Below are 22,424 nucleotides of genomic sequence, written 5' to 3'. Positions count from 1 at the left end.
CATGGCTGAACCGAACCACATCGCCTATCCCGTCCGCCTCGACGAGTTGATCAACGCGATCAAGAAGGTGCACACCAACGCCCTGGACCAGCTGACCGATGCCGTACTGGCCGCCGAGCACCTCGGCGAAGTGGCCGACCACCTCATCGGGCACTTCGTCGATCAGGCCCGCCGCTCGGGAGCGTCCTGGACAGATATCGGCAAGAGCATGGGCGTCACCAAGCAGGCCGCCCAGAAGCGATTCGTGCCCAAGTCGGAGGCCACCACGCTCGACCCCGAGCAGGGCTTCGGCCGGTTCACCCCCAGAGCACGCGATGCGGTGGTGGCAGCCCAGAATATTGCGCACGAAGCCGCCAACAACGAGATCACCCCCGACCATCTGCTGCTGGGGTTGCTCGGTGATCCCGCGGCGCTGGCCACGGTGTTGCTTCATCTGCAGAAGGTCGACACCGAAGCCCTGCGCCAGTCGGTGCAGCTGCCCGCCCCCCACGGGGAAACTCCCACGCTGGTTCCGTTCAGCGGCCCGGCGCGCAAGGTCCTCGAGTTGACCTTCCGTGAGGCACTTCGGTTGGGCCACAACTACATCGGGACCGAACACCTCCTTCTGGCACTGCTCGAACTCGAAGACGGCGCCGGGCCCCTGCACCAAGCCGGGGCGGAAAAGCAGCGCGTCGAAACAGATCTCGCCGCGGCCCTCGAATCCATCACCAATGCCGCGAACGCCCGGGGCTGAAGGGGCCAACCCTCCCCGCGACAAAGCCGGGTATGTAATCATGCGAATATCCGGAGCACAGACAGCCCAGGAGGCAACGATGCACCGCTGGCTGATCGTCCTTTCCGCTTTTCTCGTCACTGCGGCGGGCATGCTGCCGGTGGACACGGCGCTCCCCCGCGCGCGGGCCGGGGACGCACCGATCGGCCACCTCGGCGACACCTTGCGGGTGGACACCGGCACCTACGTCGCCGACGTCACCGTCACCAGCGTGGTACCGGTCGACCCACCGCCGGGTTTCGGCTACACGCGCAGCGGCGTCCCGGTCAAGAGCTTCCCGGACAGCTCGGTGGCCCGTGCCGACGTGGTGGTACGCGCGGTCCGGGTGCCCAACTCCTACATCATGGCGAGCAACTTCAGCTTCGACGGTGTCACGCCCTTCGCCGACGCGTACAAGCCCCGGCCCTGCGACGCACCCGACTGGCTCGACGCCGCTCTCGGCAACGCGCCGCAGGGCGCGGTCGTGCGGGGCGGCGTGTACTGGGACGCCTACCGCGACCCGGTATCCGTGGTGGTGCTGCTGGACCGCAAGACCGGTGAACACCTCGCGCAGTGGAACCTCTGAGCTGCACCACGTAAACAGCGCCGATCCCGCAGACGCCGACGAACTGGCCGCGCTCGCCGCGCGCACCTTCCCGCTGGCATGCCCGCGTTCGGTGGCGTCCGAGCACGTCGCCGCGTTCATAGACGCCAACCTGTCCCCGTCGCGGTTCGCCGAGTATCTGGCCGACCCGCACCGGGCGGTTCTGGCGGCCCGGCGCGGTGGCCGAATCATCGGTTACGCCATGCTGATTCGCGGCGCCGCCGACGACACTGCCGAGCTGTCAAAGCTGTACGCGCTGTCTGATTTTCACGGCGCGGGGGTCGCCGCGGCCCTGATGGAGGCGGTGCTCGGGAAGGCCGCCGACTGGGGTGCGCGCACCGTATGGTTGGGCGTCAACCAGAAAAACCAGCGCGCCCAACGTTTTTACGCCAAGTCCGGCTTCGCGGTCAGCGGCACCAGGACGTTTCGGCTCGGTCCCCACCTGGAGAACGATTACGTCATGACCCGGGCGGTCGGGTAGTCAATGCGAGCAGCCGGGAGGTCGCCCGCAGATACTTCTTGCGGTAGCCACCGGCCAGCATCTCTTCGCTGAAGATGGCGTCCAGCTTGGCGCCGGACGCCACCACCGGGATGCCGGCGTCGTAGAGCCGGTCGGTCAACGCCACCAGCCGCAACGCGACGTTCTGGTCATCCAGGCCGTGGACGCCCGTCACGAACACCGCCGTCACGCCTTCGATCAGCGTCAGATAGCGCGACGGATGCATGGTGGCCAGATGCGCGCACAACGCGTCGAAGTCATCCAGCGTCGCCCCGGCAACCTCGGCGGCACGTGCGGCCACCTCCTCATCGGCCAACGGGGGTGGCGCCGGCGGCAGATCACGATGCCGGTAGTCGGGACCTTCTATCCGCACGGTGTTGAAAATGCTTGCCAGCGTGTTGATCTCGCGCAGGAAATCCTGGGCGGCGAAGCGTCCTTCGCCCAGTTGCTCAGGCAGGGTATTGGAGGTGGCGGCCACCGAGACGCCCCGCTCGACCAACGACGACAGCATCCGCGAGATCAGCGTGGTGTTACCCGGGTCGTCCAACTCGAACTCGTCGATGCACACCGCGGTGTAATCGGCCAGCATGTCGATGCACTGGGCGAAACCGAACACCCCGGCCAACTGGGTCAGCTCACCGAACGTCGCGAACGCCTTGGGACTTTCCCGCACGCCCGGCCCGGTACCGGGCAGCTGGTAATACGCCGAGGCCAGCAGGTGGGTCTTGCCCACGCCGAAACCGCCGTCCAGGTACAGGCCGACACCGGGCAGTACCTCGCGGCGCCCGAACAGCTTCTTGCGCCCGGCCCGCCGCTCCTGCGCCTGCCGGCAGAACTCCTGACACGACAGCACGGCCGCGGCCTGCGTCGGCTCCGCCGGGTCGGGCCGGTAACTGTCGAAACTGACATCGGCGAACGTCGGCGGTGGCCGCAGCTGGGCGATCAACCGCTCCGGCGACACCGCCGGGTGCCGATCCACCAGGTGACCCACCGCTGCCGAAGAGGTGGACCCGTGCATGGTGGCACTGTAGCGACGTGCTGCAATCGACCACATGCCCGACTTCGAGGCCGGTATCGAATCCGGTCTGGCCGCCGAGACGTCCCTGAAGCTGCTCGGCGAGCAACGCGTGCTCGGCCACGGTGAACTTCCGCAGCTGTACGGCTATCCCGGCACCCGTCCGTGGGTGCGGGCCAACTTCATCACCAGCCTGGACGGCGGCGCCACCGTGCAGGGCCTCTCCGGCGCCCTGGCCAGTCCCGGTGACCGAGCCGTCTTCGTCGTGGTGCGCGAACTCGCCGACGTGATCGTGGTCGGTGCGGGGACGGTGCGTTCCGAGGGCTACTCGGGTGCGCACCTGAGCGCCGCCCAGCGCCAACAACGTCGGGCCCGCGACCAGAGCGAAATCCCGCCGATCGCTATCGTCACCAAGTCCGGTCGCCTGGACCGCGATCTGGCGGTGTTCACCCGCACCGAGGTGCCGCCGTTGTTGCTCACCTGCACCGCGGCCGCCGACGACACCCGGCGCCACCTTGTCGGACTGGCCGAGGTGATCGACTGCTCGGGCGACGATCCGGGCGAGGTCGACGTCGCGGTAATCGTGCGCACCCTGGCCGACCGTGGTCTGCACTGTGTGCTGACCGAAGGCGGGCCCACGCTGCTCGGCGCGTTCATCGAGGCCGACCTGCTCGACGAGCTGTGCCTGACGATCGCGCCCATCGTGGTCGGTGGGCAGGCGCAACGGATCACCTCGGGAGCGGAGCAGGTGCAGACCCGGATGCGGTGTGCCCATGTGCTCACCGACGACGGCGGCTATCTGTATACGCGCTACGTCAAGGTTTAGCCGGGCCATCCGGGCCGGCTGACGGTTCCCGCTACTGTGGTCGGCATGCGTCGGCACATCATGTCCGCCACGGCCCTGGCGGCGGTGAGTACGGTGCTGGCCGGCTGTATTCCGGTATTCGGTGCCGACCCGCGTTTCGCCACCGATTCCGGTGCCCGCCCGCAGGGCGCCGCTACCACCAAACCGCCGCCAAGCGGCCCGCCGCCCATCGCGGCTCCGAAAAACGACCTGTCGTGGCGCGACTGCACGGCGAAGGTCAACGCGGACGCGGGTGTTCCCGGCGCGCCGGGAGTCAGGCTGGACTGCGCCAATTTCGACTCCGATCTCGACCCGGTCAACGGCGCCTCGGGATCGGTGAGCATCGGCGTCGTCCGCGCCCGCTCGCCGAAGACGCCCAAGGACGCCGGGCCCCTGGTCTTCACCACCGGTTCGGACATCGCCTCCTCCACCCAGTTGCCGATCTGGTTGTCGCACGCGGGCGCCGACGTGCTGGACACACACCCGATCGTCGCCATCGACCGGCGCGGCATCGGCATGTCGAGCCCGATCGATTGCCGCGACCGCCTGGATCGCGACGAGATGCGCGACCAAGCCCAGTTCCAGACCGGCGACGATCCGGTCGCCAACCTTTCCGACATCTCCAAAACCGCCACCACCAACTGCACGGATGCCATCGCGCCCGGCGATTCCGCATACGACAACACCCACGCCGCGTCCGACATCGAACGGCTCCGCAACATCTGGGATGTTCCGGCGGTTGCGCTAATCGGGATTGGTAACGGCGCCCAGGTCGCACTGACCTATGCCGGGTCTCGTTCCGACAAGGTCGCCAGGCTGATCGTCGACTCCCCCGTCGCCATCGGCGCCAGTGCCGAGGCCGCCGCCGAACAGCAGGTCAAGGGCCAGCAGGCCGCGCTGGACGCCTTCGCCGCGCAATGCGTGGCCATCGGCTGCGCACTCGGTCCCGATCCCAAGGCCGCGGTCACCGCGCTGCTGACCAGCGCACGAGGCGGCCAGGGTCTCGGCGGCGCATCTCTGGCGTCGGTGGTCGGCGCGATCACCGCGGCCCTGGGCTTTCCCGTCGGCGATGGCGTCGGCAACACCACCAGCCTGGCCAATGCCCTGGCCGCCGCCCGCTCCGGTGACATGAACGGGCTGAACAACCTGATCAACCGCGCCGAAAGCCTGCGCGACAGCGATGGCCAATTCGTCAACACCTGCAGCGACGCGGTGAACCGACCCACCCCGGACCGGGTGCGCGAGCTGGTCGTGGCCTGGGCCAAGCTGTATCCCCAGTTCGGCACCGTGGCCGCCCTGAACCTGGTCAAGTGTGTGCACTGGCCGAGTGGTTCCACCCCGCAGGCACCGAAAGAACTCAAGTTGGACGTGCTGCTGATGGGCGTGCAGAGCGACCCGATCACCGGCAACGAGGGCGTCGCCGCCACGGCGGCCACCGTCATCAACGCCAATGCCGCCAGCAAGCGGGTGATGTGGCAGGGCATCGGCCACGGCGCCAGCATCTACTCCTCGTGTGCGGTTCCACCGATGGTCGGCTATCTGGACAGCGGCAAGCTGCCCGGCACCGACACCTATTGCCCGGCCTGATCCGTCGCCGGACCGCTTGCGACTTGCGGCGGCTCATCGGTGTACGGTGCGCTGGTGACGGCAGCTGACTCGACCAGAACCGGCTTACGCGCATCCGTGCAGGCCGCATTTCGCCCCGTCCCACCCACCACGGCATCGGTGTTGCGGGCCGTGCTGTGGCCGGCCGCGATCCTGTCGGTACTGCACCGCAGCATCGTGCTGACCACCAACGGCAACATCACCGACGATTTCAAGCCGGTCTATCGGGCGGTGCTGAACTTCCGGCACGGCTGGGACATCTATAACGAGCATTTCGACTACGTCGACCCGCATTACCTGTATCCACCGGGCGGCACGCTGCTGATGGCGCCCTTCGGCTACCTGCCGTTCGCGCCGTCTCGCTACCTGTTCATCTCGATCAACACCGTCGCCATCCTGGTCGCCGCCTACCTGCTGCTGCGGCTGTTCAACTTCACGTTGTCCTCCGTGGCCGCGCCGGCGCTGATCCTGGCCATGTTCTGCACCGAGACCGTCACCAACACTCTGGTCTTCACCAACATCAACGGTTGCATCCTGCTGCTCGAGGTGTTGTTCCTCACGTGGCTGCTCGACGGACGGGCCGGCCGGCAGTGGTGGGCGGGTCTGGCTATCGGGCTCACGCTGGTGCTCAAGCCGCTGCTGGGTCCGCTGCTGCTGCTGCCGCTGCTCAACCGCCAGTGGCGGGCGCTGGCGATGGCGTTGCTGGTTCCCGCGGTCGCCAACCTCGCCGCGCTACCGCTGGTGCCGCACCCGATGGACTTCTTCACCCGCACGCTGCCCTACATCCTGGGCACCCGCGACTACTTCAACAGCTCGATCCAGGGCAACGGCGTCTACTTCGGTCTGCCGTTCTGGCTGATCATCACCCTGCGGTTGCTGTTCACCGTGCTCGCGATCGGCGCATTGTGGCTGCTGTACCGCTACTACCGGACCCGGGACCAGCTGTTCTGGTTCACCACCTCCTCCGGGGTGCTGCTGCTGTGGTCGTGGCTGGTGATGTCGCTGGCGCAGGGCTACTACTCGATGATGCTGTTTCCGTTCCTGATGACCGTGGTGCTGCCCAACTCGGTGATCCGCAATTGGCCCGCCTGGCTGGGGATCTACGGCTTCATGACGCTGGACCGGTGGCTGCTGTTCAACTGGATGCGCTGGGGACGGGCGCTGGAATACCTCAAGATCACCTACGGTTGGTCCTTGGTGCTGATCGTGACGTTCACGGTCCTCTATTTCCGATTCCTGGACGCCAAGGCGGACAACAGGCTGGAGGACGGCATCGATCCGGCGTGGCTGGCCAAGGACCGCGCTAGCTTGGAGAGTGAAGCAATCGATGAGGAGTAGCGATGACTGAGCTCGCCCGTCCGAAACTGCAACTTTCCGACGACGAGTGGCGCAGGAAACTCAACCCGCAGGAGTTCGACGTGCTGCGGCGCGCCGGCACCGAGCGGCCGTTCACCGGCAGGTACACCGACACCAAGACCAAGGGCGTGTACCAGTGCCGGGCCTGCGGTGCCGAATTGTTCCGCAGCACAGAGAAATTCGAGTCCCACTGCGGGTGGCCGTCGTTCTTCGACCCGTCGAGTTCCGACGCGGTGGTGCTTCGTCCCGACCACTCGATGGGCACCACCCGCACCGAGGTGCTGTGCGCGAACTGCCACAGCCACCTGGGCCACGTGTTCTCCGGCGAGGGCTACCCGACGCCCACCGACCTGCGGTACTGCATCAACTCGATCTCTCTGACGCTGGTTCCGGACCAGGCCTGACGGCTCAGCCTCGCCGGTCAGCCTGGCCGACTGTGCATCGCGCTACGCCCGCGCGGAGTGTCGCGCCGCAAATTCACAGTCGGCGCCCGGTCAGTCCACCCGGGTCGCATGCACTTCCCAGAACGGCGCGTGCACCCGCCCGCTGACCAGCCACGGCTCCATCGCCCGGTACTGCTCGAGCATCGCCTCCGCCTCCCCGGCCATGTCGGGGTTGCGCGCGGCGATCAACGCGATCGATTCGGGGCTGACGTTGATCCGGTAGGTGGTCGGCCCCAGATAGGTGATCTCCCAACCGCCCAGCGGAAGCACCTGCCGGAAGTCGTCGGCCGACAGCGACCGCAGCATCGTGAAGCCGTTGATGTCATGCTCGCCGAACTCGAACATGAACAACCGCGCCCCCGGCCGCGTAGCCCGGTGCAACGCCTGCACATAGGACTTCTGCAGCTCGGGGGCGGTGATGAAGGTGTGGTAGAAGGCGCAGTCCACGACGGTGTCGAACCGGCCGTCCAGACCCTCGAGCTTGGTGGCGTCGGCCACCCGGAAATCCACCGACACCCCGGCTTTGCGGGCATTGTCCCGGGCCCGCTCGACCGCGGTGGCGGACCCGTCGATGCCGGTCGCCGAAAGTCCTTGCGAGGCATAGTAAATGGCATGGTGACCGGGTCCCGTTCCGGGGTCGAGCACCTCGCCGCGCACCGCGCCGAGAGCAACGAGCTGTTGTACGACGGGCTGCGGGCCGCCGATGTCCCACGGCGTCGCGGCGGGCAGACCCCGGACCACCCGCTCGTCGCGGTAACTCTCCTCGAAGCGCGTCGGATCGGTGGGGTCGAACGGCGTCGTCACGGCAGCGCGTTCACCAACTGCTCGACCTCCACCCGCGGGCCGGTGAAGAACGGCGTCTCCTCCCGGGTGTGCCGACGCGCATCGGTGGCCCGCAGTTCGCGCATCAGGTCCACGATGCGGTGCAACTCGGGCGCCTCGAAGGCCAGCAGCCACTCGTAATCGCCGAGCGCGAAGGCGGGCACGGTGTTGGCGCGGACGTCCTTGTACTCGCGCGCGGCCATGCCGTGCTCGGCGAGCATGCGGCGCCGTTCGTCGTCCGGCAGCAGATACCACTCGTACGACCGCACGAAGGGGTACACACAGATGTAGTTGCCGGGCTCCTCGCCGGCCAGGAACGCCGGGATGTGGCTCTTGTTGAACTCGGCCGGCCGGTGCAGCGCCACACTGCTCCACACCGGTGTGCACGCCCGGCCCAACGTGGTGGTGCGCCGGAAGTCGGCATAGGTGGCCTGCAGCGCCTCGATGCGCTCAGCGTGGGTCCAGATCATGAAGTCGGCATCGGCACGCAGGCCCGCCACGTCGTAGAGGCCACGCACCACCACGCCGGCGTCTTCCTGTTGCTTGAGGAAGGTGGCGGTCTCGTCGATAACCTCTTCCCGGGAGTCCGTCCCTCCCCTGCCCAGTTCGCCGGGCCGCACTGAGAACACCGAGAACATCAGGTAGCGAACGGTCGCGTTGAGGGCGTCGAAATCGAGGCGTGCCATGACCCCTATGGTGCCACTCGCGGGTTGCCGGCCAAGAGGTCGGTAACCGCGCGGCCGGCCGCTCCGACACAGGCCGGCACCCCGATCCCGTCGAGGTAGCTGCCGGCCACGCCCAGCGCCGGAGGCAGCCCGGCGCGCAGCTCGGCAATCAATTGGCCGTGCCCGGGCCCGTACTGCGGCATCGCGTCGATCCAGCGCTGCACGCGCGCGTCGATGGGGTCGACGGACAGCCCGAACACGTCGGCGAGGTCACGGCGCGCCCAGGCCAGGAGTTCGTCGTCGGGAGTCTGCGCTGCGATCTCGTCGCCGAACCGCCCGTAGGACAGCCGCAGCTGCTGCACGTCACCCTCGCTCCCCCACTTGCGCGACGACAGGGTGATCGCCTTGGCGCGCAACGGCTCGCTACTGGCCACCAGCACACCCGAGGACTGCGGGAAGGCGGTGCCGGCCGGCACCGCGAGCGCCACCACCGCCGCCGAGGCGGTCACGATACGGCGCGCGGCCGCCGCCGTGGCCGGGGCGATCGTCTCCACCAGGCGTGCGAGCGCTGCCGCCGGGACGGCCAGAATCACCGCGTCCGCGGGCCAGCTGGCCCCGGTGTCGTCGTGCAATTTCCAGCCCGGCTCCAGCATGCGAATCCCCGCTTGCACCCACCGGATCCGGCTGCGTGCGACGAGTTCATCGAGCAGCACCCGATAGCCACCCTGCAACGACCCGAACACCGGTCCGCCGTTTACCGGCGGCAGGCAGTGCAGGACCGCGTCGGTGAGGCTGGAAGCGCCGCGGTCCAGGGCCGCCGCCACGCTGGGCACCGCCGCCCGCAGGCCGATGGTCGCCGCCGCGCCCGCATACACCCCGACCAGCAACGGCTCGACCGAACGGGTGACCACCTGCTCGCCGAACCGGTCTGCCACCAGCTCGCCAACCGCCGGATCGCTTCCCCGGGTCCAGTGCAACGGCCGCAGCGGCTCGGCCTCGATGCGGGCCAGCGTCTCATCGTCGACCAATCCGGTCAGCGAGGCAGCCGACGACGGGATCCCGGCCACCGTGTCCGACGGCAGGGCGTGCAGGCGCCCGCGGCTGTAGATCAGTGGTCGCACACCGGTGGTGGCGCGTTGCCGGTCGGACAGGCCCAGCTCGGCCAGCAGCGCCGGCATCTCGGGCCGGCGCAGCACGAACGCCTCGGCGCCCAGGTCCATGGCCTGGCCACCGACGACCTCGGTGCGCAGGATGCCGCCCAGGCGATCGGCCGGATCGAACAGGGTGATGTCGGCGTCGTCGCCCACCGCGACCCGCAGCCGGTATGCCGCCGTCAACCCCGAAATACCGCCGCCGACAACGCAATACGATCGGGTCATAACGATTGGACCAACGCCACCAGCTCGGTCAGCACCCCGGGGTCGGTTTCGGGCAACACACCGTGGCCGAGGTTGAAGACGTGCCCTGCCGCGCCCGCGTCGACGGCGCGCCGCCCGTCGTCGACGACGGCACGCGCGGCGCGTTGCGCCACCTCCCAGCCCGCCAGCACCACCACTGGGTCGAGGTTTCCCTGCAGCGCGGTGCCGGGCACGACCCGTCCGGCGGCATCGGTCAGCGAGGTCCGCCAGTCGACACCGACCACGCGGGCACGCCCGGGCGCCACCGCCTCCGACATGGCGCCCAGTAATTCGGCGGTGCCGACCCCGAAGTGGGTCATCGGCACGCCGTGCTCGGCCAGCGTCGCGAAGACGCGGGAACTGTGCGGCAGCACATGCTGCCGATAGTCGGCCAGCGACAGCGTTCCGGCCCACGAATCGAACATCTGGATCGCGTCCACCCCGGCCAGGATCTGGCCGCGCAGGAAAGCGATGGTGAGATCGGTCAGTTTCGTCAGCAGCGCGTGCCAGGTGGCCGGCTCGGCCAGCATCATCGCCTTGGTGCGGGCGTGGTTGCGGCTCGGTCCACCCTCGACCAGATACGACGCCAACGTGAACGGCGCACCGGCGAAGCCGATCAGCGGCACCTCACCCAACGCGGCGACCAACAGTCCGATGGTGTCCATCACCGGCTGAACCGCTTGCAGATCAAGGGGTTTCATGGCGTCGACGTCGGCGGCGGTGCGTACCGGGTCGGCGATCACCGGACCTACGTCGGGGACGATGTCCAGGTCCACACCAGCGGCGCGCAGCGGCACCACGATGTCGGAGAACAGGATCGCGGCGTCCACACCGTAGCGGCGAACCGGCTGCAGGGTGATTTCGCAGGCCACTTCCGGCTCGAAGCAGGCGGCCAGCATGCTGTGCTGCTTGCGCAACGCCCGGTACTCGGGCAGCGAACGGCCGGCCTGCCGCATGAACCACACCGGTACCCGGCTGGGTTTGCGGCCGGCTACGGCGGCCAGGTAGGGCGACTGGGGAAGGTCGCGACGAGTCGTGTTCATCAGGCTCAATGCTGCCAGAAGGCAGGGCCGGCCCCGGTGCTGCGTAACATCAGGCCCGATGCCAGCAACTTATGACGACTTCCCCAGCCTGCGCTGCGAGCCCGGCGACAACGGAATATTGAACTTGGTGCTCGACGCGCCCGGACTCAACTCGGTCGGGCCACAGATGCACCGCGACCTGGCCGACATCTGGCCGGTGATCGACCGCGATCCCGCCGTGAAGGTCGTGCTGGTCCGAGGCGAAGGAAAGGCGTTCTCCTCCGGCGGCAGCTTCGAGTTGATCGACGAGACGATCGGCGACTATGAAGGTCGCCTCCGGATCATGCGCGAAGCCCGCGATCTGGTGCTCAACCTGGTGAATTTCGACAAGCCGGTGATATCGGCGATCAGGGGGCCGGCCGTCGGCGCCGGGCTGGTGGTGGCGCTGCTGGCCGACATCTCGGTGGCCGGCAGTACGGCGAAGATCATCGACGGACACACCAAGCTGGGTGTCGCCGCCGGTGACCACGCCGCGATCTGCTGGCCGCTGCTGGCCGGGATGGCCAAGGCCAAGTACTACCTGCTGACCTGCGAGACGCTGTCCGGTGAAGAAGCCGAACGAATCGGCCTGGTCTCCACCTGTGTCGCCGACGACGACGTGCTGGCCACCGCAACTCGGCTGGCCGAGCAGCTGGCCGCCGGCGCCCAGCACGCGATCCGCTGGACCAAACACAGCCTGAACCACTGGTATCGCATGTTCGCTCCCGCCTTCGAAACGTCGCTCGGCCTCGAATTCATCGGCTTCAGCGGCCCCGACGTGCGTGAAGGGCTGGCCGCGCATCGCGAGAAGCGTCCCGCCCGCTTCGACGGCGATCGGCAGGGCTGAGCCCGATTCGGCGCGCCTGTCCACGCGTGTCGGCGGATAGGTCTACCGTCGAAGGCTGTGACCTCAGCCGTCGAACCCGAGCCGTTTCGTGCGGCAGTTGCGGCGATGAACGGCGTCACCGTGCGTCCGGAGATCGAACTCGGCCCCATTCGTCCGCCGCAGCGGCTGGCGCCCTTCAGCTATGCGCTGGGCGCCGAGGTCAAGCATCCGGAGCTGGAGATCGTTCCCGAGCGGTCCGAAGGCGACGCGTTCGGCCGCCTCATCCTGCTCTACGACCCGGAAGGTTCCGACGCCTGGGACGGCACCATCCGCCTGGTCGCCTACATTCAGGCCGACCTGGACTCCCATGAGGCCATCGACCCCCTGCTGCCGGAAGTCGCGTGGAGCTGGCTGGCCGAGGCGCTGGACTCGCACACCAAACACATGACCGCTCTGGGCGGGACGGTCACCGCCACCACGTCGGTGCGCTACGGCGACATCTCCGGCCCGCCGCGCGCCCACCAGTTGGAACTGCGCGCCTCCTGGACTGCCACCACTCCTGACGTGGGCAGTCACGTCGAGGCGTTCTGCGACGTCCTCGAACACGCCGCGGGACTGCCTCCGGCGGGTGTTACCGATCTGAGTTCACGGTCACGCGCCTGACATGTGTCCCGACCCGTCTCCGGCGGAGACCGATCCGCCGGAAAGCACGGAGCCCGAAGTTCCGCTGCTCTTGCAACCGGCCGAAGGCATGCCCAGGCTGTCCGTCACGGCTGACGAGATCGATTCAGCCGCAAGGCAACTCGACCGCGGCCAGGGCCCGTTCGCGGTGGACGCCGAACGGGCCTCGGGCTTTCGCTACTCCAACCGCGCCTACCTGATCCAGGTTCGCCGGTTCGGTGCTGGCACGGTGCTCATCGACCCGGTCAGCCACGGCGGCGATCCGCTGGCCGTGTTGCGCCCGGTTGCCCACGTGCTTGCCCAGGACGAATGGATTCTGCACTCCGCCGACCAGGACCTGCCCTGTCTGGCCGAGGTCGGCATGCGGCCCCCCGCGCTGTACGACACGGAACTGGCCGGGCGCCTGGCCGGGTTCGACCGCGTCAACCTGGCCACCATGGTGGAGCGGCTACTCGGGCAGGGCCTGGCCAAAGGGCACGGCGCCGCCGACTGGTCCAAGCGCCCGCTGCCGCTGGCCTGGCTGAACTACGCCGCCCTGGACGTCGAACTGCTCATCGAACTGCGCGAGGCGGTCGCGCAAGTCTTGGCTTCGCAGGGCAAAACCGACTGGGCCGCACAGGAATTCGAGCATCTGCGCACCTCCGGGGAGCGTGGCGCCGGCGCCCCGACCCGGCGTGACCGCTGGCGCCGAACGTCGGGCATCCACCGGGTGCACGATCGTCGGGCGCTGGCCGCCGTCCGCGAACTGTGGACCACCCGGGACCGGATCGCGCAGCGCCGTGACATCGCCCCGCGCCGGATCCTGCCGGATTCGGCCATCATCGATGCCGCACTGGCCGACCCGGCGTCCATCGACGAATTGGTCGCCTTGCCAGTCTTCGGCGGACGCAATCAGCGCCGCAGCGCTCCGATGTGGTTGTCGGCGCTGGAGGCCGCCCGGCAGAGTCAGGATCCACCGGAAGTCGCGGAGCAATCGGCCGGACCGCCCCCACCGGCGCGCTGGGGCAGACGCAAACCCGACGCGGCCGCCCGGCTGGAGGTGGTCCGCGCGGCGTTGGCGAAGCTGTCGCAGCGGGTGGCGATCCCGACCGAGAACCTGATCTCACCGGACCTGGTGCGCCGACTGTGCTGGGAGTGGGAGACGCTCGCGACGCGCGGCAACGACCCGGTCGCCGTCATCGACGAGTACCTGCGCGCCGGGCACGCGCGGGCGTGGCAACGCGCACTGGTCGTGCCGGTGCTGGCCGAGGCGGTGACACAGGATCCGCAGTCCACCGCCCAGACCGACTGATATAGATCGAGTTAGTCCTTCTCAAATGCCTCCGGAGGTGTCAGGAAGGGATCTGTAACCGATTCCTTTGGCGGTCCGTGTGTTGATGCACGTGGACCTCCTGACACCCCCCGGAGGTGTTGTTGTGTCTGTGCATATAGCTCCAGTCACGTCGTCCACGATCGTCGTCGCTGTTGATGTCGGCAAGACCTCAGCAGTGTTTTCGGTGACCGATGCAGCTTGTCATCAGCTGGTAGGTCCCTCGGAGTTCGCGATGACAGGGTCGGGTCTGAGCTCTGTGGTGGCGCGGGTGAGGGCCGTTGTGCCGGCGTCGGGGCAGGTCAAGGTGGGTGTCGAGGCGGCTGGTCATTATCACCGCCCGGTGCTCGACCATCGATGGCCAGAGGGGTGGGAGGTGTTGGAACTCAATCCTTCTAAGGTTGCCGAGCAGCGTCGTGTGCAGGGTCGGCGCCGGATCAAGACCGACGTGATCGACTTGGAGGCGATCACCGATCTGGTGTTGGCCGGGTACGGACACCTGGTGGCTGATCGCGAGGCTGTCATCGGCGAGGTGAGTGCCTGGGCGGTGCATCGGAGTCGACGGGTCGCCAGGCGTTCCGCGACGAAGAATCAGCTGCTCGGACAGTTGGACCGGGCGTTTCCCGGACTGACCCTGGCGCTGCCCGACGTACTGGGCACCAAGATCGGGAGGCTGATCGCCGCCGAGTTCGCCGACCCGGCCCGCTTGGCCGGTCTCGGAGTCAACCGGCTGATCAGGTTCGCCGCGAACCGCGATCTGCAGCTGCGTCGCCCGGTCGCCGAGCGTCTGGTTGTCGCGGCCCGCGATGCACTGCCCACCCGCGACGCAGTGATCGCCCGCCGGATCCTGGCTGCCGACATCGTGTTGCTGGCCGATCTCGACGCCCAGATCCAGTCCGCGGAGGCCGCACTGGGATCACTGCTGCCGCGTAGCCCGTACGCGACGTTGACTTCGGTGCCGGGCTGGGGCGTGGTCCGGGTATCCAATTACGCTGCCGCCCTGGGTGATCCGCAACGGTGGCCAGGACGATCTACCGCGCGTCGGGGTTGTCCCCGATGCAGTACGAATCCGCCCGTAAACGCCGTGACGGCGGGATCAGCCGCGAGGGCAGCGTCGCGCTGCGCCGCGCGCTGATCGATCTCGGAATCGGGTTATGGCTCAACGAACCGGCGGCCAAGGACTACGCCCACGGACTCAAAGACCGCGGCAAGCGCGGCGGCATCATCGCCTGTGCGTTGGCCCATCGAGCCAACCGCATCGCCCACGCGCTCGTGCGCAACCACGCCACCTACAAACGGTCTCGCTGGGCCTGAATCCGGACACCAACCAAGCGAAAGGAACGATCGGACCCCTTCACAACTCCCATTGGCAGTGCCACGCTGAGCGGACGGGACGAAGGTCCGGATCAGCTGCCGAACCGACTATGACGGACCCTCACCGGGTTACGCCGCATCTAGCTTGGCACCCGGCCCTTCGCCTCCACGGCAGCCCGAACGACGCCAGATAACCCCACCACGAGGTTGCATACATCAGCGTGGGCGCCAGGCACCCATCAGCTCACCAGCAACACCAGCCACACAGAAACTCAGCACCCCACCAGGGTGTCGGCCGACTACGGCCTCCACACACCTTGACTCGACCTACAGCCAGCTAGTCCAGCTGTTCGCTGATCTGGGACTGCTCGACCGGCGAAGTTCCCAGCGCCGCAACCCAGCCGGTGATGCGGCGCGCCACGTCCTGGTCGGTGAGCCCCAATTCCGCCAGCACCTCGCCCCGGGACGCGTGCTCGTAGAACTGTTGCGGCAGCCCGACATCGCGGCAGGGAACATCGATCTCGGCGGCACGCAGCGCCGCCGAGACCGCCGAGCCCACGCCGCCGGCCACCCCGTTGTCCTCCAGCGTCACCAGAAGCTTGTGCTGCGTTGCCATTTCGCGCACCGCGTCGGGCACCGGCAGCACCCAGCGCGGGTCGATCACCGTCACGCCGATCCCCTGGTTGTGCAAACGCTTGGCGACCGAGAGCGCCATCGACGCGAACGCGCCCACCGCCACCAGCAGCACGTCTGGGTGCAACTCGCCGGCCGGCACCGCCATCACGTCCACGCCGTCGCGCCGCTCCAGTGCCGGAATGTCTTCGCCTACATCACCTTTGGGGAAACGGATGGCCGTCGGTCCATCGCTGATATCGAGCGCCTCGCCGAGTTCCTCGCGCAACCTGGTGGCGTCGCGGGGCGCGGCCACCCGCATGCCCGGCACCACCCCCAGGATCGACAGGTCCCACATGCCGTTGTGACTCGGGCCGTCGTTGCCGGTGACGCCCGCGCGGTCCAGCACCATGGTGACCGGCAGCTTGTGCAACGCCACGTCCATCATGATCTGGTCGAACGCCCGGTTCAGGAAGGTCGAGTAGATCGCCACGACCGGGTGCATCCCGCCCATCGCCAGACCGGCCGCAGAGGTCATCGCGTGCTGTTCGGCGATGCCGACATCGAACAACCGGTCCGGGAACGCCTCCCCGAACGCCGACAACCCGGTGGGGCCGGGCATCGCCGCGGTGATGGCCACGATGTCGCGCCGCTTACGGCCGACGTCGATCAGTGCCTCGGCGAACGTGGACGTCCAACCGGGGCCCGCCACCTTGGTGGCCACCCCGGTGATCGGGTCGATCGGCACCGTGGAGTGCATCTGTTCGGCGACGTCGGCCTCGGCCGGGCCGTAGCCCATGCCCTTGCGGGTGACGACGTGCACGATCACCGGGGCGCCGAACCCACGGGCACTGCGCAGCGCCACCTCCACCGCCCGCTCGTCGTGGCCGTCGACCGGTCCGACGTACTTCAGGCCGAGATCGGTGAACAGCAGCTGCGGTGACAGGGAGTCCTTGATGCCGGCCTTCACGCTGTGCATGAAGTGGTAGGCGACCTCACCGACCACCGGCACCGCCTGCATCGCGTTGCGGCCCCGCTCCAGGAACCGCTCGTATGCCGGCTGCAACCGCAGCGTGGCCAGGTGATCGGCCACCCCTCCGATCGTCGGTGCGTAGCTGCGGCCGTTGTCGTTGACGACGATGATCACCGGCCGGTGTGAGCCGGCGATGTTGTTCAGCGCCTCCCAGCACATGCCGCCGGTCAGCGCGCCGTCGCCGACCACCGCGACCACGTGCCGGTTGCGGTGACCGGAAAGCTCGAACGCCTTGGCCAGGCCGTCGGCATAGGACAGCGCCGCGCTGGCATGGCTGGATTCCACCCAGTCGTGCTCGCTCTCGGCGCGGGACGGATAGCCCGACAGGCCGCCCTTCTTGCGCAGGGTCTCGAAGTCGTGCGCGCGCCCGGTCAGCATCTTGTGGACGTAGGCCTGGTGACCGGTGTCGAAGATGATCGGGTCGTGCGGCGAATCGAACACCCGGTGCAGCGCGAGGGTGAGTTCGACGACACCGAGATTGGGACCAAGGTGTCCCCCGGTGGCAGCAACCTTGTGGATCAGAAACTCGCGGATCTCCTGAGCCAGGTCGCGGAGTTGCTGTTGGGAAAGGTGCTGCAGATCGGCGGGCCCACGGATCTGTTCCAGCATCTCGTCAGTCTACGCAGCCACCGCAAGAACGGCAGGGTATGCGGCCGGCCTACCGGGCGCCGAAGAGTTCGGCCAGGTTGTCGTGAAGTTCGGGATCCGCCAGGATGACGACCTCGTCGCCGGCATGGAGTTCCGTGTGGCCCCGCACCGGCACCAGACCGGTGGTACGCACGACGATGCTCACCCAGATGTCGCCGACGCGGTCGCTGATGCCCTCGACCGTGCAGCCCTCGGCCGCAGCACCCGGGGCGACGCTGAAGCGGTGGACTCCCTGGGGCTCATCCGCCAGCCGGACCCCGATCTCCCAAGGCTGGGTCTCCACGGTCCGCATGGGTAGCTTCAACAGCCTGGCGACACCCGGAACCGAGCTGCCCTGCACCAGCACCGAGAACACGACGACGACGACCACGATCCCGTACAGCCTTTCGGCGTCGGGGAAGTGGGCGGCCCGCAGGAACTCACCGAGCAGTATCGGCACCGCACCCTTGAGGCCGGCGAACAGAACGAAGATGCGTTCGTTTCGCTGCAACCGGACGGGAATCAGGCAGGCGCCCACCGCCAAGGGCCGAATCACCACCGTCAGAACCACACCGAGGATCAGCCCGGGGAGCCACACATCGGCATGGGCCAGCATGTTGAGATTCACGGTCAGACCCAGCACCGCGAACGCGACGATTTCGGCCAGACCGGCCAGGGCGGCGTGGAATCGCTTGATGTCGGGCTTGTAGGGGGCGCGCGCGTCGCCGATGACGATGCCGGCGACGAACACCGCGAGGAAACCCGAGCCGTGCGCGAGCGTGGCCAGTCCGTACAACATCAGGCAGCACGCCAGCGTTCGAAGCGAGTACAGCCCTTCGCTCGGCAGCGCCACCCGGCGCATGAAGACGAGCAGCGCGCGGCCGCCGACCACCCCGACGGCCAGGCCGATCGCCATCTGCAGCGCGAATTGGGTACCCACGCGGGCGAAACCGGCCGCGGTGAGGCCGCCCGCGGCGATCAGGCTGGCCATCAGCGAAATGCCGACCGGATCGTTGGCACCGGACTCGCCCTCCAGGATGGTGCTGCTGCGACCGGCGATCTCACGTTTGCCCAGCACGGAGAAGACCACGGCCGGATCGGTCGGCGCCACCGCGGTGGCCACCAGCACCGCCGGAAACCAGCCGATCCCGCATACGTAGTGCAGCATCAGCGCCGCGCCGGCGACGGTGAGGCCGGTGCCTGCGACGCCGACCGTGAGAATGGGAACCGCCGCCGCGCGGAAGCGGGACGGGCCGATATGCATACCGCCGTCGAACAGCACCAGCACCAGCGCGATGGTGAGTACCCGCTCCACGGTCCGCTCGGACGGTGGCTGGACGGCCGGCACGGTGTGCACCGCCACGGCAGCGCCCACCAACACGAGTAGGGCCACCGGGACCTTCACCCGCTCGGTGAGCCGGTTGGCCAGCACGGCGACCAGACCGACGGCACTGCAGAACAGGATGATCAGCGCGTAACGAACCGTCTCGTTCACCGCAACCGCCGCGGGTCATCGACCGCCGAATGCGTTGCGCGGCAAGGCTTCAGCAGGTACGGACATGACGGCAAGCGGTCGCAGGCAGGCCCGCGCACCGGGAATCGCTGTTGACTGGTGGACACCCGGGCCTTTCGATCGGTCGGCAACGACATCGCCGACCAGACTTCCCGGCACACCGCGACGGAGTCTAGCCGGTCGCGGCGGGCCTGCGCGTCAGCAGCGCCACGCACTCCACATGGTGGGTCAGCGGGAACGCGTCGAACGCCCTGAGCTTTTCGACGGCGTAGCCGTGGCCCCGATACAGGCCGATGTCGCGGGCGAAAGACGCTGCCTCACAACCGATGTGGACCACCGTGGGCACCCCGGCGGCGGCCAGCAGATCAATCACCTCACGCCCGGCGCCGGTGCGCGGCGGATCCAGCACCGCAACATCGGCACAGCTGCCCTGCGCGGCCAGCGCCCGACGCACCGAGTCGGTGACGACCTCGACCTGCGGCAGATCGGCCAGCGCGGCGCGTGCCGCCCCCGAGGCGCCCTTTGCAGTGTCGACCGTCACCACCCGCCCGGACTCCCCCACTGCGGCGCCCAACGCCGCCGCGAACACTCCGGCACCGCCGTAAAGGTCCCAGGCCGTGGCACCGGACGCGGGTTGGGCCCAGTCGGCGACCACTCCGCTGTACACATGCGCGGCATCGCGATGCGACTGCCAGAACGCCGTCACCGGCACCCGCCAGCTGCGCGACCCCACCCGCTGAAGCGCGTGGTAGTCGCCCTCGATCACCTTGGCGACCGTGCGGGCCCGGTTTCGGGAGCCCTGCCGGGCGGTGCGAACCACATGGCGCTCACCTGCGTCGTCGACGACCACGTGCACATGGGCGCCGGCAGGCCAGTCGGGTCCGGACAGCCCGTCCAGCATCCCGGGGGGCAACTGTCCGCAGCGCAGGTCGGTGACCAACTCGTCGCTGTGGTACCGGTGAAAACCGGGGCGTCGGTCGGCGCCGACGTCGAGCCGGACCCGGGTGCGCCAACCGGTCGCACCGGCATCCGAGAGCGGTTCGACGCTGCCGGTCCAGCTGTGCCCGCCGAGCCGGCCCAGCTGGTTGGCGACCACTTGTGCCTTGACGGCGCGCGCGGCGGCGGGCGTGGCGAACGCCAGGTCACAGCAGCCGGCGCCGTCCACACCGGCGATCGGGCACAACGACTCCGTGCGGTCCACCGACGGCTCGAGGACCTCGATCACCTCAGCGTGCCAGTAGGACCCGCGGTCGGCCGTCACCCGCACCCGCACCCGCTCCCCGGGCAGCGCATAGCGCACAAAAACCACCCGGCCCTCGTGGTGTGCAATGCAACTGCCGCCGTTCGCGGGAGCGCCGGTCTCCAGAGTCAGCTCCGCACAAGCGGATTCAAGGTTCAATCGAAGATGCCCCGGCGCGCGTCCCCGGGAGCCGACTGCGGCTGCAACGCTTTGATCCGCTCCGAGGAAGTCAGCTGCCAGGGCACCGACGTCACCATCACCCCGGGCATGAACAGCAGCCTGCCCTTGAGTCGCAGCGCACTCTGGTTGTGCAGCAACTGTTCCCACCAGCGTCCCACCACATACTCCGGGATGAACACGGTGACCACGGTGCGGGGCGACTCCTTGCTGACCCGTTTGACGTAATCGAGCACTGGCCGGGTGATCTCCCGGTATGGGGAGGCGATGGTCTTGAGCGGGACGCTGATGTCGCTCTCCTCCCACTCGTGCCTGAGCTCAGCGGTCTCGGCGTCATCGACGTTCACCGTGACGGCCTCGAGCACATCTGGCCGGGTCGCGCGGGCGTAGGCCAGGGCCCGCAGCGTCGGCAGGTGCAGTTTCGACACCAGCACCAGGGCGTGGTTGCGGCTGGGCAGCACGATCTCGTTGCCGTGTTCGGTGGCCTGCTCGGCCAGTTCGCGGCGGACGCTGTCGTAGTGGCGGCGGATCAGCTTCATCAGCGCGAACAGCAACGCCATGGTGACGAGGGCGATCCAGGCGCCGGCCAGGAACTTGGTCACCATCACGACCAGCAGCACGGCGCCGGTGGCGATGAAACCGATGGTGTTGACGATCCGGGAGCGGTGCATTCGGCGTCGTTCCGCCGAGTCCGTTTCGGTGCGCAACAGCCGGGTCCAGTGCCGCACCATGCCGATCTGACTCAGCGTGAACGAGATGAACACGCCGACGATGTAGAGCTGGATCAGGGCGCTCAGCTCGGCACGAAACGCGATGATCGCCAACAGCGCCGACACCGTGAGAAACCCGATTCCGTTGGAGAACGCCAGTCGGTCGCCGCGGGTGTGAAACTGGCGTGGCAGATAGCTGTGCTGCGCCAGAACCGAACCGAGCACCGGGAACCCGTTGAACGCGGTGTTGGCGGCCAGCACCAGGATGAGCGCGGTTACCGCGGTGATCAGTACGAACCCGAGGTGGAAGCTGCCGAATACCGTCTCCGCCAGCTGGGTCACCAGCGTCTTTTGGAAGTAATCCACCGCGGACAGCTGCCGCGCGGGATCGCTGACCAACTGGACTCCGAGCTTCTTGGCCAGCACGATGATGCCCATCAGCAGGGTCACCGCGATGGCGCCGAGCATCAGCAGCGTCGTGGCCGCATTGCGCGACTTGGGTTTTTCGAATGCGGGCACCCCGTTGCTGATGGCCTCGACACCGGTCAGCGCCGCGCATCCCGACGAGAAGGCGCGGGCCATCAGGAACACCAGCGCGAAACCGGCCACCTGGCCGTGTTCAGCCTGCATGTGGAATTGGGCGGACTCGGCCTTCAGCGGATCGCCCAGCACGAAGACCCGGAAAAACCCCCAGGCCAGCATTCCCGCCATCCCGATGATGAAGGCGTAGGTGGGGATGGCGAACGCCAGACCGGACTCCCGCACCCCGCGCAGGTTCAGTGCCGTCACCAGCAGGATCGCGGCCACACAGAACCACACCTTGTGGTGCGCCACCAGGGGGACCGCCGAGCCGATGTTCGACATCGCCGACGCCGTCGAAACCGCAACGGTGAGAACGTAATCCACCATCAGGGCACTGGCCACCGTCAGGCCGGCGTTGTCGCCCAGGTTGGTGGTGACCACCTCGTAGTCGCCGCCGCCCGAGGGGTAGGCATGCACATTCTGCCGGTAGCTGGCCACCACCACCAGCATGACCGCCGCCACCGCCAGCCCGATCCACGGCGACAGGGCGTACGCCGCCAGGCCACCCACCGAGAGCATCAGGAAGATCTCTTCCGGGGCATAGGCGACGGACGAGAGCGCGTCGGAGGCGAAGACCGGCAGCGCGATCCGCTTGGGCAGCAGCGTGTGGCTCAGCCGGTCGCTGCGAAACGGCCGGCCGATGAGCAGACGGCGCGCAGCGGTTGAAAGTTTGGACACGAGAGCCAAGAGTAAGCCCACGTGGGTTTGGCGGTAGCGTTCCCTAGGCAACATTCCTAG

19 protein-coding genes and 1 pseudogene are annotated in these 22,424 nt (G+C 68.1%); 11 read left to right on the top strand and 9 right to left on the bottom strand.

From position 1 onward, the window contains the following. Nucleotide 1: 1 nt before the first annotated feature. The 3 genes from AC5Y7D_RS16725 (at nucleotide 2) to AC5Y7D_RS16715 (ending at nucleotide 1,836) form a co-directional block, all read left to right on the top strand. A complete protein-coding gene (locus tag AC5Y7D_RS16725; RefSeq protein ID WP_499925890.1) occupies nucleotides 2–733 on the top strand; it encodes a Clp protease N-terminal domain-containing protein in 732 nt (243 codons plus the stop codon). Nucleotides 734–812: 79 nt separating this feature from the next. After that, the gene (locus AC5Y7D_RS16720; protein ID WP_499925888.1) at nucleotides 813–1,337 is read left to right on the top strand and encodes a hypothetical protein; all 525 of its coding nucleotides are present in this window, start codon (nucleotides 813–815) and stop codon (nucleotides 1,335–1,337) included. A 1-nt stretch (nucleotide 1,338) separates the two neighbouring features. After that, on the top strand, nucleotides 1,339–1,836 hold the full coding sequence (locus AC5Y7D_RS16715; protein WP_499925978.1) for a GNAT family N-acetyltransferase: 498 nt from the start codon (nucleotides 1,339–1,341) through the stop codon (nucleotides 1,834–1,836). Here AC5Y7D_RS16715 and zapE read toward each other — a convergent pair. Continuing rightward, nucleotides 1,814–2,908, bottom strand: coding sequence for a cell division protein ZapE (gene zapE / locus AC5Y7D_RS16710; RefSeq protein WP_499925886.1), 1,095 nt, complete (start codon nucleotides 2,906–2,908; stop codon nucleotides 1,814–1,816). The genes AC5Y7D_RS16715 and zapE overlap by 23 nt on opposite strands. Between zapE and AC5Y7D_RS16705 the strand changes: the two genes are divergently transcribed. Genes AC5Y7D_RS16705 through msrB form a run of 4 tightly spaced genes read left to right on the top strand, consistent with a single transcriptional unit; the run spans nucleotide 2,907 to nucleotide 7,078 of the window. Further along, nucleotides 2,907–3,695, top strand: a complete 789-nt coding sequence (locus AC5Y7D_RS16705) for a pyrimidine reductase family protein (RefSeq protein ID WP_499925884.1) — start codon at nucleotides 2,907–2,909, stop codon at nucleotides 3,693–3,695. The genes zapE and AC5Y7D_RS16705 overlap by 2 nt on opposite strands. A gap of 45 nt (nucleotides 3,696–3,740) precedes the next feature. Beyond that, nucleotides 3,741–5,300, top strand: coding sequence for an alpha/beta hydrolase (locus AC5Y7D_RS16700; protein ID WP_499925882.1), 1,560 nt, complete (start codon nucleotides 3,741–3,743; stop codon nucleotides 5,298–5,300). A 39-nt stretch (nucleotides 5,301–5,339) separates the two neighbouring features. Further along, a complete protein-coding gene (gene aftC, locus AC5Y7D_RS16695) occupies nucleotides 5,340–6,656 on the top strand; it encodes an arabinofuranan 3-O-arabinosyltransferase (RefSeq protein WP_499925880.1) in 1,317 nt (438 codons plus the stop codon). Nucleotides 6,657–6,658: 2 nt separating this feature from the next. After that, on the top strand, nucleotides 6,659–7,078 hold the full coding sequence (gene msrB / locus AC5Y7D_RS16690; RefSeq protein ID WP_499925878.1) for a peptide-methionine (R)-S-oxide reductase MsrB: 420 nt from the start codon (nucleotides 6,659–6,661) through the stop codon (nucleotides 7,076–7,078). 90 nt (nucleotides 7,079–7,168) lie between these two features. Here msrB and AC5Y7D_RS16685 read toward each other — a convergent pair whose 3' ends face one another. The 4 genes from AC5Y7D_RS16685 to hemE are packed head-to-tail and all read right to left on the bottom strand — an operon-like array spanning nucleotide 7,169 to nucleotide 11,044. Continuing rightward, a complete protein-coding gene (locus AC5Y7D_RS16685; protein ID WP_499925876.1) occupies nucleotides 7,169–7,921 on the bottom strand; it encodes a class I SAM-dependent methyltransferase in 753 nt (250 codons plus the stop codon). After that, on the bottom strand, nucleotides 7,918–8,625 hold the full coding sequence (gene hemQ / locus AC5Y7D_RS16680) for a hydrogen peroxide-dependent heme synthase (protein WP_499925874.1): 708 nt from the start codon (nucleotides 8,623–8,625) through the stop codon (nucleotides 7,918–7,920). The genes AC5Y7D_RS16685 and hemQ overlap by 4 nt, the downstream gene beginning before the upstream one ends. 5 nt (nucleotides 8,626–8,630) lie before the next feature. After that, on the bottom strand, nucleotides 8,631–9,983 hold the full coding sequence (locus tag AC5Y7D_RS16675; protein ID WP_499925872.1) for a protoporphyrinogen oxidase: 1,353 nt from the start codon (nucleotides 9,981–9,983) through the stop codon (nucleotides 8,631–8,633). Then, nucleotides 9,980–11,044, bottom strand: coding sequence for a uroporphyrinogen decarboxylase (hemE, locus tag AC5Y7D_RS16670; RefSeq protein ID WP_499925870.1), 1,065 nt, complete (start codon nucleotides 11,042–11,044; stop codon nucleotides 9,980–9,982). The genes AC5Y7D_RS16675 and hemE overlap by 4 nt, the downstream gene beginning before the upstream one ends. Nucleotides 11,045–11,102: 58 nt before the next feature. Between hemE and AC5Y7D_RS16665 the strand changes: the two genes are divergently transcribed. The 4 genes and pseudogenes from AC5Y7D_RS16665 to AC5Y7D_RS16650 all read left to right on the top strand — a co-directional run bounded on the left by AC5Y7D_RS16665 (nucleotide 11,103) and on the right by AC5Y7D_RS16650 (nucleotide 15,192). Next, nucleotides 11,103–11,909 carry an enoyl-CoA hydratase/isomerase family protein gene (locus AC5Y7D_RS16665; protein ID WP_499925868.1) on the top strand — a complete coding sequence of 269 codons (807 nt, stop codon included), beginning with the start codon at nucleotides 11,103–11,105 and terminating at the stop codon, nucleotides 11,907–11,909. 105 nt (nucleotides 11,910–12,014) lie between these two features. Beyond that, complete coding sequence (locus AC5Y7D_RS16660; protein WP_499925976.1) at nucleotides 12,015–12,551, top strand: DUF3000 domain-containing protein; 537 nt, start codon at nucleotides 12,015–12,017, stop codon at nucleotides 12,549–12,551. Nucleotide 12,552: 1 nt separating this feature from the next. Then, entirely contained in the window at nucleotides 12,553–13,860 is a 1,308-nt protein-coding gene (locus AC5Y7D_RS16655; RefSeq protein ID WP_499925866.1) for an HRDC domain-containing protein, read from the top strand. 124 nt (nucleotides 13,861–13,984) lie between these two features. After that, nucleotides 13,985–15,192, top strand: a pseudogene (locus AC5Y7D_RS16650) (IS110 family transposase). A 337-nt stretch (nucleotides 15,193–15,529) separates the two neighbouring features. Here AC5Y7D_RS16650 and dxs read toward each other — a convergent pair. From dxs to AC5Y7D_RS16630, 4 genes are all read right to left on the bottom strand, one after another. Further along, nucleotides 15,530–17,446, bottom strand: a complete 1,917-nt coding sequence (gene dxs, locus AC5Y7D_RS16645) for a 1-deoxy-D-xylulose-5-phosphate synthase (RefSeq protein WP_499925864.1) — start codon at nucleotides 17,444–17,446, stop codon at nucleotides 15,530–15,532. Nucleotides 17,447–17,495: 49 nt separating this feature from the next. Next, complete coding sequence (locus AC5Y7D_RS16640) at nucleotides 17,496–18,959, bottom strand: cation:proton antiporter domain-containing protein (RefSeq protein WP_499925862.1); 1,464 nt, start codon at nucleotides 18,957–18,959, stop codon at nucleotides 17,496–17,498. Nucleotides 18,960–19,149: 190 nt separating this feature from the next. Beyond that, a complete protein-coding gene (locus tag AC5Y7D_RS16635; protein ID WP_499925860.1) occupies nucleotides 19,150–20,376 on the bottom strand; it encodes a class I SAM-dependent RNA methyltransferase in 1,227 nt (408 codons plus the stop codon). Next, a complete protein-coding gene (locus AC5Y7D_RS16630; RefSeq protein WP_499925858.1) occupies nucleotides 20,373–22,364 on the bottom strand; it encodes an APC family permease in 1,992 nt (663 codons plus the stop codon). Before AC5Y7D_RS16630 ends, AC5Y7D_RS16635 begins: the two co-directional genes overlap by 4 nt. Between the last annotated feature and the right edge of the window lie 60 nt (nucleotides 22,365–22,424).

The sequence above is a fragment of the Mycobacterium sp. NGS49 genome (assembly GCF_059812565.1).
The sequence above is the reverse complement of the archived record's forward strand: the minus strand, read 5'-3'. Positions and strand labels throughout refer to the sequence as shown.

Bases quoted from the DNA above. Each gene is read 5' to 3' on its own strand.
- hemQ (WP_499925874.1), bottom strand. From the start codon at position 8,625: ATGGCACGCCTCGATTTCGACGCCCTCAACGCGACCGTTCGCTACCTG.
- AC5Y7D_RS16725 (WP_499925890.1), top strand. From the start codon at position 2: ATGGCTGAACCGAACCACATCGCCTATCCCGTCCGCCTCGACGAGTTG.
- hemE (WP_499925870.1), bottom strand. From the start codon at position 11,044: ATGAACACGACTCGTCGCGACCTTCCCCAGTCGCCCTACCTGGCCGCC.
- AC5Y7D_RS16655 (WP_499925866.1), top strand. From the start codon at position 12,553: ATGTGTCCCGACCCGTCTCCGGCGGAGACCGATCCGCCGGAAAGCACG.
- AC5Y7D_RS16700 (WP_499925882.1), top strand. From the start codon at position 3,741: ATGCGTCGGCACATCATGTCCGCCACGGCCCTGGCGGCGGTGAGTACG.
- AC5Y7D_RS16720 (WP_499925888.1), top strand. From the start codon at position 813: ATGCACCGCTGGCTGATCGTCCTTTCCGCTTTTCTCGTCACTGCGGCG.
- AC5Y7D_RS16675 (WP_499925872.1), bottom strand. From the start codon at position 9,983: ATGACCCGATCGTATTGCGTTGTCGGCGGCGGTATTTCGGGGTTGACG.
- AC5Y7D_RS16705 (WP_499925884.1), top strand. From the start codon at position 2,907: ATGCCCGACTTCGAGGCCGGTATCGAATCCGGTCTGGCCGCCGAGACG.
- zapE (WP_499925886.1), bottom strand. From the start codon at position 2,908: ATGTGGTCGATTGCAGCACGTCGCTACAGTGCCACCATGCACGGGTCC.
- dxs (WP_499925864.1), bottom strand. From the start codon at position 17,446: ATGCTGGAACAGATCCGTGGGCCCGCCGATCTGCAGCACCTTTCCCAA.
- msrB (WP_499925878.1), top strand. From the start codon at position 6,659: ATGACTGAGCTCGCCCGTCCGAAACTGCAACTTTCCGACGACGAGTGG.
- AC5Y7D_RS16665 (WP_499925868.1), top strand. From the start codon at position 11,103: ATGCCAGCAACTTATGACGACTTCCCCAGCCTGCGCTGCGAGCCCGGC.
- AC5Y7D_RS16660 (WP_499925976.1), top strand. From the start codon at position 12,015: ATGAACGGCGTCACCGTGCGTCCGGAGATCGAACTCGGCCCCATTCGT.